The organism is Streptomyces sp. NH27 (genome assembly GCF_056859195.1).
Map to the genome: position 1 here is coordinate 1 of NZ_JACEGK010000249.1, position 11,004 is coordinate 11,004.

The window sequence follows — 11,004 nt, forward strand, 5'->3', positions numbered from 1 at the left end:
CTCCCGTACGCCCGCCGACGCTCCCGCCTCCGCGGGCCCGCAGGCGGGCGTGAGCGGCCGCAGGGGGCGCTCAGAAGCCGTGCGGGAGCCAGGGGGCCGGGGCGGTGCGGAACGCGTCGCAGGCCGCCGTGAGGGCGCCCGGGCGCAGTTCGTGGACGAGGCCGGCGCCGGCCATCGCGCGGAGGGTCGGCCCGCCGAGGTAGGCGGCGCCCAACTCCTTGACGTCCAGGGCGAGATCGGCCGGTTCGATGGTGCGCTCGCAGGTCGCGCCCTTCGCGTCGCCGGTCAGCCGCCAACGCCCGGCGTTCCACGGGCAGAAGGCGTCGGCGACATCGAGCACGACGTCGACCGGAACGGAGTAGGCGCGGGCCGCCAGCGCGGCGCCGACGTCGACCAGCCGCAGGTGGACGCTGTCGATCACCCCGAGCGCGCAGCGGCGCTGGTCGGAGACGAGGTGCAGCAGCGGGTCGTCGACCGGGAGGTTGTCGAAGTGCACCGCGTTGGTGAGGTCGATCGAGGCGAGGTAGCGCCACAGCACGGCGTACGTCACCGGGTCGAGGGCCGCGATGTCCCGCAGGTTGACGGTGCCTTGGGGGCTGCCGACGGCGTAGCGGGCGTAGCCGCGTACCTTGCCGTCGGTCTCGGCCAGTACGCACACCAGGGGGCCCGCGCCCTGGCGGTTGGCGGGCGCGTCGACGATCGGCCGGTTCTCCCAGTGCGGCTGCCGCGCGAGCATCCCGGCCCGCCCGGGGACCAGGTCGGCGTAGACCGCCTCGCAGGCCGCGAGCACCGCGGGGTCGGCGGGCCGCACCAGCCGCAGCCGGATCTCGTCGGCGCCCTCGGGGACGGCGAACGCGACCCGGTCGGTGTCGATGGTGCCGTGCAACTCCTGGGTGGCGGTGCCGTATCCGAAGCGGCCGTAGATGACCGGCTCGGAGGCGGTGAGGACCGCGACGGACTCGCCGCCGTCGTGCAGCGAGTCGAGTTGGCGGCGCATCATCGAGGTGAGGATGCCGCGACGGGTGTGGGTGGGCTGGACGGTGACCATTGTCACGCCGGCGGCGTCGAGCAGTTCACCGCCGGGGACGGTCATCCGGAACGAGAGCAGGCCGGCGGTGCCCACCACCTCGTCGCCGTCCCAGGCCGTGGTCAACCGGTCGAACTCGAAGACGCCGCGCCACATGGCGCGCTCCTCGACCGCCTCCGCGTTCGCGTGGAAGGCGCGCAGCACCCGGTCGAAAAGGTAATCCCACTGGTCCGGGCCGGCGCCCCGCAGTTCGATGGTCATACCCCTTCCCTACCAGCCCGGTACGGCATGCGGCGAACACATTTTCGCTGCGCCGGGCCCGCTGCTCGTCAGGGCCCCGGTCGGCGCCGTGTCCTTGCGACCGCGCGCAACTTCACAGGCCATCCGCCCTGCACGGCGCGGCAATCGGTGGGTAGGGTCGCCGGGACATGGATAAAGCGACGGCAAAGGGCGAGCTCGGGTTCCGGTGGCGCAGAAGGCTGCACCGCGCCCGCTTGACCGTGCGCCGGTCCGCGGTCGACTACTTCAGGGGCGACGCCTCGGAGTGGGCCGGACTGGCGGCGGTGGCCGTCGCGATCCCGACGCTGGCGTACGCGTCGGTCAACGTGCCGGTGTGGTGCCCGCCGGAGGCGCTGGTGCTGCCGATCCTGGCCGGCGGGCTGCTGCTGCGCCCGGCGAGCCTGCTGCTGCTCTACGCGGGTTCGGCGCTGGCGATGGTGGTGGAGTCGGCGGTGCTCGGCCCGTACCGGGAGGGCCCGAGCCGGGTGACGCCGGGCACGGTGCTGCTGGTCACCGCGGTGGCGCTGGTCGGCCTGGTGATCGCCCAGTTCCGAGCCCGGGTCGGGGTGCCCTGGCGGCGCGGCCACAGCATGCTCTTCGACCTGCGCGAGCGGATCAGGGTGCAGAGCAGGCTGCCGCGGCTGCCCGGCGGGTGGCATGCGGAGATGGCGCTGCGGCCGGCCGGCGGGCAGTCGTTCTCCGGTGACTTCGTGGTCGCCACCCGCAGTTCGGACGGCCGGATGCTGGAGGCGGTGCTCACCGACGTGTCCGGCAAGGGCATGGACGCCGCGTCCCGCTCGTTGTTGCTGTCCGGGGCGTTCGGCGGGCTGCTGGGCTCGCTGCCGTCGCACGCGTTCCTCGGCGCGGCCAACGGCTACCTGCTGCGGCAGAACTGGGAGGAGGGCTTCGCCACTTCGGTGCACCTGGTGCTCGATCTGGAGAGCGGCGACTACGAGTTGCTGTCGGCGGGCCACCTGCCGGGTGTGCAACTGCACGCAGGGACCGGCCGTTGGGAGGAGATGGCGGCCGAAGGGCCCCTGCTCGGGGTGTACGACGGGGCCGAATTCCATGGCGTGAAGGGCACGTTGGGGTCCGGTGACGTGCTGATGCTGTTCACCGACGGCCTGGTGGAGACGCCGGACCGGGAGATCGCCGAGGGGATGGACCGGCTGATCGGCGAGGCGGACCGCCTGGTGGCAGGCGGATTCCGGGGCTCCGCTTGGCGGTTGATCGAGGCGGTGGCCAAAGACGTCAACGACGACAGGGCGTTGCTCGTGGTGTGCCGGGACTAGCCCACGGGAATGGGACTATGGGTCCAGACACGTCTCCTGTGTCCGTGGCTGATGGCACCATGGGAACGGGCGAGGCGGGGGCGGCGGCGCGGTCCCCGGACCGGCATTACCGAAAGAGGAAGTGATCCGTCATGGTTATCTCCCTGTCTGCCGCACTGCTGCTGGCGATCGTGCTGGTCGTGATGATCCGTGCGAAGTCCATAAAGCCCGGTCCGGCCATCGTGGCCGCGCTGTTCGGCTTCTTCCTGGCCTCGACGAACATGGCGCCGGACATCAACCGCTTCCTCAACTCAGTGGCCGACACCATCAACCAGATAAAGCTCTGACGTCCGCAGCGACTGCGGGGTTGCCCGCAGGATCGCGTCCAGGGTCTGCCCGGCGTCCTCGCCCTCGGGGGTGGCCAGCAGCGCGGCCAGCACCGCGATCCGGGCCTGGGCGGGGCGCAGCGAGCCGGCCAGCCGTGCTCCGGCGGCAAGCAGATCGACCGCCCCGCCGCCCGTGTACAGCGGTGCGACGGCGCCTGCGGCGACCCTGGTGCTGATCAGGACCAGCACGCCGGCGGCGACGGCTTTCCGTACCGCGTCGGCGACTTCGGGGTTCGCGTTGCCCGCGCCGGTGCCGGCCACGACCAGGCCGCGGGCACCGGCTGCCAGGGCGGCGTTCAGCAACACCGCGTCGGCGTCGCTGTGGTGGGTGAGGATGTCGACCCGGGGGCCGGTCGCGTCCACCGCCGGCATCGGCAGCGGGACCGGGCGCGGACGGCGGCGGCCCCAGCTCACCCGGGCGAACTCCAGTCGGCCGAGCGGCAGTCCGTCCGGGTCGGCGAAGGCGTGGGCGTCCACGGTGTGCTTCTTGACGGTGCCTCGGGCGGCGTGCACCTGCCCGCCGAAGACGATCACGGCGCCGATGTCACGGCCGGAGGCGGCGGTCAGCAGCGCGTCGTAGAGGTTGCCCGCCGCGTCGCCGTCCTCGGCGTCCAGCGGTTTCTGCGCGCCGGTCAGCACGACCGGGCGGTGGTCGTCGTGGAACAGGTCGAGGAAGAAGGCGGACTCCTCCAGGGTGTCGGTGCCGTGGGTGACCACGACGCCGTCCACTCCGGGGTCGGCCAGCGCCTCGTGCACGGCGTGCAGCAGCCGCAGTTGGTGGGCGGTGGTCAGCCGCGAGCTGTTCACGGTGAACAGGTCCACCACGCTCACGTCCACCCCTTCGGGCACCGCGCCCGCGGCGAGCACTTCCTGTCCGGCGGCCTCGGCCGCGTATCCGTCGCCCTGCCAGCGGCTGGCGATGGTTCCCCCGGTACTGATGACCACGACGTGACGCACGATGCACGCCTCCCTGACTGATGTCGCGCCTCCCCGGGCGCACGGCTTCCCCAGCACAATGATATGCGCGTAGACCTGCCATATGATTGCTAATACTGATCGGTACGCCGTCATATCGTGGTAGAAATCGCTCCCATGGACGCCATCGACAGAAGCATCTTGCGCGAGCTCCAGGCCGACGGCCGGCTGACCAACCAGGAACTGGCCCAGCGCGTCGGCCTGACCCCCTCCCCCTGCCTTCGCCGGGTGCGACAACTGGAGGACGACGGGGTGATCCAGACCTACCGCGCGGTGGTCGACCCGGCCGCGGTCGGCCGGGGCTTCGAGGTCTTCGCGTCGGTCGAGGTGCACCGCGACCGCGACTCGGTCGCCGCGTTCGAGGCCGAGGTGCAGTCCACGCCCGACGTGGTGGAGGCGTACCGGCTCTACGGGGCGCCCGGCTGCCTGCTGCGGATCGCGGTGGCGGACTCCGACGCGTACGAGAAGTTCTGGACCGACAAGCTGATCGCGCTGCCGGGGGTCTCCGACGTGAACTCGCAGATGATCATGAAGCGGATCAAGTCGCCGCGCGGCGTCCCGGTGGACTGACCGCCGCCGGGCACCGCCCGCAAGGGGCCGGGCTCAGCGGTCGGAGGCGGGCGCGGAGGCGCGTGCCGACGTGGGCGCGAAGGCGCGTGCCGGCGCGGAGGCGGAACCGGAACCGGGCACCGCCCCGGACTCGGGGGCCGGCGGCTGGCAGGTGGGGCACCAGAAGAGGTTGCGGTTCGCGAGCGGCCGGGTGCGCACCTCGGTGCCGCAGATCAGGCACGGTTGCCCGGTGCGGCGGTACACGTAGACCTCGCCGCCGTGGTCGTCCTGGCGCGGCGGGCGGCCCATGGCCTCCGGTTCGTGCTCGGGGCGCACCGTGTCGATCCGGTTGGTGCGCACGCCCTCCCGCATCAGCACGACCAGGTCGGCCCACATCGCGTCCCACAGCGGGCGGGGCAGCGCCCGGCCGGGCAGGAACGGGTCGACACCGTGCCGGAAGAGCACCTCCGCGCGGTAGACGTTGCCGACCCCGGCGAGCAGCTTCTGGTCCATCAGCAGCGCGGCGACGGAGATCCGGGAGCGGGAGATACGGGCGTAGGCGCGGCCGGGGTCGTCACCCGCGCGCAGCGGGTCGGGGCCGAGCCGGTCGTGTATCGCCTGCTTCTCGCCATCGGTGATCAGCTCGCAGGCGGCCGGGCCGCGCAGGTTCATCGCGTGCTCGTCGTGCCGGCCGCCGACCAGCCGCAGCCGTACGGTGTCGGTCACCGCGTCCCCGTCGAACGCGATCTTCCCGATCAGACCGAGGTGGATGTGCACCCAGCCCCGCTCCGCGAAGCCCAGGAACAGGTGCTTGCCGTGCGCGTCCACGCCGTCCAGCACGACGCCGTCCAGCAGCGCCGCGCCGGCGGCGAACTTGCCCTGCGGGCTGCCGACCCGGGTCGGCCATCCGGCGAACCGCTCCAGGCACTCCTGCGCCAGCCGGTGGATCGTGTGGCCCTCGGGCATCGGAAGTGTCAGTCCTGCTGCGGGTGGTGGGCCGGGATCGGGGGGAGCTCGCCGGTCGCCTCGTACGCGTCGAGCATGTCGATCCGGCGCTGGTGGCGCTCTTCCTGCGAGTACGGCGTGGCGAGGAAGACCTCGGCGAACTTCGTCGCCTCTTCCTGCGTGTGCATGCGGGCGCCGATGCTCAGGACGTTGGCGTTGTTGTGCTGGCGGGCGAGCGAGGCGGTCTGCTCGCTCCACGCCAGCGCGGCGCGGACGCCCTTCACCTTGTTCGCGGCGATCTGCTCACCGTTGCCCGAGCCGCCGATCACGATGCCCAGGGCGCCGGGGTCGGCGGCCGTACGGGTCGCTGCGCGCAGGCAGAACGGGGGGTAGTCGTCCACCGCGTCGTAAATCTGCGGGCCGCAGTCCACGGGGTCGTGGCCGTTGGCTTTCAGCCACTCGACGAGGTGGTTCTTGAGTTCGAAGCCGGCGTGATCCGAGCCGAGGTAGACGCGCATGCGGTGATTGTCCCACCCCCCGGGCGGCCCGGCTCTGTCGGCCCCGGGACCACCCGCCGGTGGCCGGTTTCGCGCCCAGCTCCCCGTACCCCTGAGTCGGTGCGGCTCCTTCCGCGGAACGGCGGCACTCAAGGGCCGCTGGGGGCACCTCCCAGGCGAAGCTCTGGGGGAGGAACGGCACGGCCGGCCCCCACCGGCAGGTGGTCCCTGGACCGGCAGGACGGGGCTGCCCGGGGGGTCAGGGGCACCCTTCTCTTCCTCAGCGGTCGAGGAGGCGCCAGGCGGTGGGGAGGAAGCCCATGGCGAGGGCGGCCTTGACGGCGTCGCCGAGCAGGTAGGGGCGCAGGCCGAGGCGGACCGCGTCGGCGGCCGGGAGATGGGCGCAGTACGCGAGGTAGGGGACGCCGACGGCGTAGACGACGGCGGAGCCGAGCACCATGATCCCGGCGGTACGCAGCACCGTACGGTCACCGCCGCGCCGGGCGAGGGCGCCGACCACCGCGGAGGCGAGCATCATCCCGAGGATGTAGCCGAACGTGGGCATGGACCAGCCGGAGCTGCCCTCGGCGAACCAGGGCAGCCCGGCGACACCCGCGACCGCGTACAACCCGAGGGCGGCGAAGCCGCGGCGGGCGCCGAGCGCGGTGCCGACCAGCAGCGCCGCGAAGGTCTGCCCGGTGACCGGCACCGGCGAACCGGGCACGGGCAGCGAGATCTGCGCGGCCAGACCGGTGAGCACGGCGCAGCCGACCACGAGCGCGGCGTCCCGCAGCCGGGCCCGGTTGACCGAGGAGGCGGGCAGCAGGTCGGCGAGTACGGTGCCGGGTGCCGAGGGAGCGGCGGTGCTCATGGATGACTCCGCGAGGGGTGCGAGGGTGGTCGGGACACCGCGACGCTAGCGCAGCACCCGCGCGCCGATCATCGTCGAACCCCGACAAAGCGCGGCGGCCGCGCTTGGAGGCTTCACCCGCGACCCGAGCGCACCGCCCCTCCCCCACCGCCGTTGCGCCGTACGCCCTTTCGGCAGCTCACGTGAGACTCGTCACGCCATGAAGGCCGGCGAACACGGGTACGGGACGGCCTGTACGAAGCCGCCCCGTACTCTGCGGCGCTGTGGGATTCCACCAAGGATCCGGCCGGTCGTCCTACGCGGGCTGGAGCAGGTCCCACCGGTTGCCGTACAGGTCGCGGAAGACCGCGACCGTGCCGTACGGCTCGCGGCGGGGCGCCTCCTCGAACTCGACGCCGTCCGCGGTCATCCGGGCGTGGTCGCGGGCGAAGTCGTCGGTGTGGAGGAAGAAGCCGACCCGGCCGCCGCTCTGGTCGCCGATCCGCTCGGCCTGTGCGGGTGTGGCGGCGCGGGCCAGCAGCAGGGCCGACTCCTGGGCGCCGGGCGGCGCGACGACCACCCAGCGGCTGCCGTCGCCGCGCGGGCTGTCCTCGCGCAACTCGAAGCCGAGGGCGCGGGTGTAGAAGTCGACGGCCTCGTCGTAGTCGCGTACGACGAGGGCCGTCAGGGCGAGATGGGGCATATGCTGATCGGCCTATTTCCCGCCCGCCGGGTGCGGGCATGATCCGACGGGACCCTGGGTTCGGGTGCGGTTGATCCACTGCTCCCCGCGTTTGCGGGGCTACTCGAAATTGGGCCCCGCCGTGCGGGTGCGCTTGATCTCGTAGAAGCCCGGGATCGAGGCGACCATCAAGGTGCCGTCCCACAGTTGGGCGGCCTCTTCGCCCTTGGGGGCGGGGGTGACGACGGGGCCGAAGAAGGCGATCTGCTCGCCGTTCGAGCCGGGGACCGCGATCACCGGGGTGCCGACCTCCTGGCCGACCTTGTCGATGCCCTCCTTGTGGGAGGCGCGCAACTGCGTGTCGTACTCGTCGGAGTCCGCGTAGTCGGCGAGCGACGCGGGCAGGCCGACCTCCTCCAGGGCCGCCACGACGGTCTCGCGGGTCTTGTCCTCGGCCCGGTTGTGGAAGCGGGTGCCGAGCGCGGTGTAGAGCGGGCCGACGACATCGTCGCCGTGCAGTTGCTGGGCGGCGATGACGACCCGGACCGGGCCCCAGGCGTCGCGCAGGAACGTGGCGTACTGCTCGGGGAGGGTGTCGAGCTTGTCCTCGTTGAGCACCGCGAGGCTCATCACGTGCCAGCGCACCTCGACCGGGCGGACCTTCTCCACCTCCAGCATCCAGCGGGAGGTCATCCAGGCCCAGGGGCACAGCGGGTCGAACCAGAAGTCGGCTGGGGTCTTCTCGGCGGTGGTCGCGGTCACGGCGTGCTCCTCGTTCACAACATCGTGTCAGGGCTGGGCGGTCGGCAGTTGGTACCTCCCACCTTGTCGGGCAACGCGCTCCGTACCCCGGATCATTCCCCGCTGCCGCCGCACAGGGCCCGTGGGAGGATGCCCAGGGCGCCGCGATCCGGCGCGTCCACCGGCAGGAGTGCCAAGACCGAGAGGAGCCGCCACGTGCCCGGCGAGAACCTGAGCCGTGAGGAGGCCCGCGAGCGGGCCGCGATCCTGTCCGTGCAGCGGTACGACGTGGCGCTGGACGTGCGCTCGGCGGTCGGGCCGGCCGCCGCGGGCGAGCCACGCACCTTCCGGTCGACCACGGTGATCGACTTCCGCTGCGCGCGGCCGGGCGCGTCGACGTTCGCCGACCTGATCGCGCCCTCGGTGACGTCGGTGCGGCTCAACGGCCGGGAGCTGGACCCGGCGGCGGTCTTCGACGGGGCGCGGATCGCGCTGGACGACCTGGCCGAGCGCAACACCCTGGTGGTGGACGCGCGGTGCGCCTTCAGCCGGACCGGCGAGGGCCTGCACCGCTTCGAGGACCCCGAGGACGGCGCGGTCTACCTCTACACGCAGTACGAACCGGCCGACTCCCGGCGGGTGTTCGCGAACTTCGAGCAGCCGGACCTGAAGGCGCCGTTCTCCTTCCGGGTGACCGCGCCCGAGGGTTGGACGGTGCTGAGCAACGGCGCGGCGGACGGCGAGCCGACGCCGGCCGGGGACGGCGGCGCCACCACCGCGTTCGTGCCGACCCTGCCGATCTCCACCTACATCACCGCGGTGGTCGCGGGGCCGTACCACGTGGAGCACGACCACTACGCGCGCACGCACCCGGACGGCTCGGTGCTGGACATCCCGCTGTCCGCGCTGTGCCGCCGTTCGCTGGCCCGGCACTTCGACGCCGACGCGATCTTCGATGTGACCAAGCGCGGGCTGGACTTCTTCCACGAGAGCTTCGACTACCCGTACCCGTTCGGGAAGTACGACCAGGCGTTCGTGCCGGAGTACAACCTCGGCGCGATGGAGAACCCCGGATGCGTCACGTTCCGGGAGGAGTTCATCTTCCGTGGGAAGGTGACACGGACGTCGTACGAGCACCGGGCGAACGTCATCCTGCACGAGATGGCGCACATGTGGTTCGGCGACCTGGTGACCATGCGGTGGTGGGACGACCTGTGGCTCAAGGAGTCCTTCGCGGACTTCATGGGCGCCTTCGCGCAGGTGGAGGCGACCGGATTCACCGAGGGGTGGATCACCTTCGCCAACCGCCGCAAGGCGTGGGCCTACCGGGCCGACCAACTGCCCTCCACGCACCCGGTGGTGGCCGACATCCCGGATCTGGAGGCGGCGAAGCTCAACTTCGACGGGATCACGTACTCCAAGGGCGCCGCGGTGCTCAAGCAACTCGTCGCGTACGTGGGGCGGGACGCGTTCCTGGAGGCGGCCCGGCGGTACTTCAAGCGGAACGCGTACGGCAACACCACGCTCGCGGACCTGCTGTCGGTGCTGGCGGAGACCTCGGGCCGGGACATGGCCGCGTGGTCGGCGGCGTGGCTGGAGACCGCGGGCGTCAACTCGCTGACGCCGCTGGTGGTCTGTGACACGCAGGACCGGATCACCGAGCTGTCGGTGGCGCAGACCGCGGACGGCTCGCACCCGCGGCTGCGGCCGCACCGGGTCGCGGTCGGCCTGTACCGGCGCACGCCCGACGGCACGTTGGAGCGCTACGCCCGCGCGGAGGCCGACGTGGCCGGGCCGTCCACGGCGGTGGCCGAGCTGGCCGGGCAACCGCGGCCGGACCTGGTGCTGGTCAACGACGAGGACCTGACGTACGCCAAGACCCGTTTCGACGAGGTCTCGCTGGTCACGCTGCGCGAGCGGCTCGGCGACCTCACCGATCCGCTGGCGCGGGCACTGGCCTGGTCGGCGGTGTGGAACATGACCAGGGACGCGCTGATGCCCGCACGCGACTACCTGGACCTGGTGCTGCGCTTCGCCGGGCAGGAGAGCGACATCGGCGTTCTCCAGACACTGCACCTCCAGGCGCGGACCGCGCTGGTCCACTACGTGGCGCCGGGCGCACGCCAGGAGGCCGGCGCGGCCCTCGCCGAGGGCGCGCTGCGCGAGTTGCGGCAGGCCGAGCCGGGCAGCGGCCACCAGCTGGCATGGGCCCGCTTCTTCGCGGCGGTGTCCTCCTCGGCGGCCGATCTCCAGTTGCTGCAGGGGCTGTTGAACGGGTCGGCGAAGATCGACGGGCTCGATGTCGATCAGGAGCTGCGCTGGACGTTCCTGGAGGCCCTCGCGGCCGAGGGTGCGGCCGGCGCGGAGGCGATCGCCGAGGAACGGGCCAGGGACGACACCGCGTCCGGCAACCGGCACGAGGTGCGGTGCCTCGCGGCCCGGCCCGACCCGGCGGTCAAGGCGGCCGCCTGGGCTGCCGTGGTGGAGTCCGACGCCCTGTCCAACGCGCTCGTCGAGGCGACCATCGCGGGCTTCTCCCAGCCCGGGCAACGTGACTTGACCGCGCTTTACGTGGCGCCGTACTTCGCCGCGATCGAACGTGTCTGGGCCGAGCGGTCGATCGAGATCGCGATGGACATCGTGCGCGGGCTCTACCCGTCCCACCAGGAGGGGGCGTCGCTCGCGCTCGCGGCAACCGACGAGTGGCTCTCCGAGCGGGCCGAAGCAGCGCCCGCGCTGCGGCGGTTGGTCCTCGAAGGCCGCGATGACCTGGCACGGGCGGTTCGTGCGCAGGAGTGCGAC

11 protein-coding genes are annotated in these 11,004 nt (G+C 72.3%); 4 read left to right on the forward strand and 7 right to left on the reverse strand.

The annotated features are described in order from the left end of the window. Nucleotides 1-70: 70 nt before the first annotated feature. Complete coding sequence (locus tag AC13HU_RS20680; RefSeq protein WP_483043397.1) at nucleotides 71-1,288, reverse strand: GNAT family N-acetyltransferase; 1,218 nt, start codon at nucleotides 1,286-1,288, stop codon at nucleotides 71-73. A gap of 167 nt (nucleotides 1,289-1,455) precedes the next feature. Here AC13HU_RS20680 and AC13HU_RS20685 point away from each other — a divergent pair, with 167 nt between their 5' ends. After that, on the forward strand, nucleotides 1,456-2,598 hold the full coding sequence (locus AC13HU_RS20685; protein WP_483043398.1) for a PP2C family protein-serine/threonine phosphatase: 1,143 nt from the start codon (nucleotides 1,456-1,458) through the stop codon (nucleotides 2,596-2,598). A 131-nt stretch (nucleotides 2,599-2,729) separates the two neighbouring features. Next, nucleotides 2,730-2,924, forward strand: a complete 195-nt coding sequence (locus AC13HU_RS20690; protein WP_202233725.1) for a hypothetical protein — start codon at nucleotides 2,730-2,732, stop codon at nucleotides 2,922-2,924. Here the strand turns inward: AC13HU_RS20690 and AC13HU_RS20695 are convergent. Then, nucleotides 2,889-3,920, reverse strand: coding sequence for an asparaginase (locus AC13HU_RS20695; RefSeq protein WP_483043399.1), 1,032 nt, complete (start codon nucleotides 3,918-3,920; stop codon nucleotides 2,889-2,891). The two genes, AC13HU_RS20690 and AC13HU_RS20695, sit on opposite strands and share 36 nt — an antisense overlap. Before the next feature lie 135 nt (nucleotides 3,921-4,055). On the opposite strand from AC13HU_RS20695, the gene AC13HU_RS20700 reads away from it, so the two are divergent. After that, a complete protein-coding gene (locus AC13HU_RS20700; protein WP_483043400.1) occupies nucleotides 4,056-4,508 on the forward strand; it encodes an Lrp/AsnC family transcriptional regulator in 453 nt (150 codons plus the stop codon). Nucleotides 4,509-4,541: 33 nt separating this feature from the next. Here the strand turns inward: AC13HU_RS20700 and AC13HU_RS20705 are convergent, their stop codons facing one another. The 5 genes from AC13HU_RS20705 to AC13HU_RS20725 form a co-directional block, all read right to left on the reverse strand. Next, on the reverse strand, nucleotides 4,542-5,453 hold the full coding sequence (locus tag AC13HU_RS20705) for an Fpg/Nei family DNA glycosylase (protein ID WP_483043401.1): 912 nt from the start codon (nucleotides 5,451-5,453) through the stop codon (nucleotides 4,542-4,544). Nucleotides 5,454-5,461: 8 nt separating this feature from the next. After that, nucleotides 5,462-5,950 carry a ribose-5-phosphate isomerase gene (locus AC13HU_RS20710; RefSeq protein WP_483043402.1) on the reverse strand — a complete coding sequence of 163 codons (489 nt, stop codon included), beginning with the start codon at nucleotides 5,948-5,950 and terminating at the stop codon, nucleotides 5,462-5,464. Between the two features lie 259 nt (nucleotides 5,951-6,209). Continuing rightward, a complete protein-coding gene (locus AC13HU_RS20715) occupies nucleotides 6,210-6,800 on the reverse strand; it encodes a biotin transporter BioY (protein WP_483043403.1) in 591 nt (196 codons plus the stop codon). 295 nt (nucleotides 6,801-7,095) lie between these two features. After that, nucleotides 7,096-7,482 (reverse strand): VOC family protein, encoded by a 387-nt coding sequence (locus AC13HU_RS20720; RefSeq protein WP_483043404.1) that lies wholly within the window; start codon nucleotides 7,480-7,482, stop codon nucleotides 7,096-7,098. Nucleotides 7,483-7,581: 99 nt separating this feature from the next. Next, nucleotides 7,582-8,223 carry a mycothiol-dependent nitroreductase Rv2466c family protein gene (locus AC13HU_RS20725; protein ID WP_483043405.1) on the reverse strand — a complete coding sequence of 214 codons (642 nt, stop codon included), beginning with the start codon at nucleotides 8,221-8,223 and terminating at the stop codon, nucleotides 7,582-7,584. Between the two features lie 195 nt (nucleotides 8,224-8,418). On the opposite strand from AC13HU_RS20725, the gene pepN reads away from it, so the two are divergent. Further along, nucleotides 8,419-11,004 (forward strand): aminopeptidase N (gene pepN / locus AC13HU_RS20730; RefSeq protein ID WP_483043406.1); only part of this gene is annotated, 2,586 nt, incomplete at its 3' end.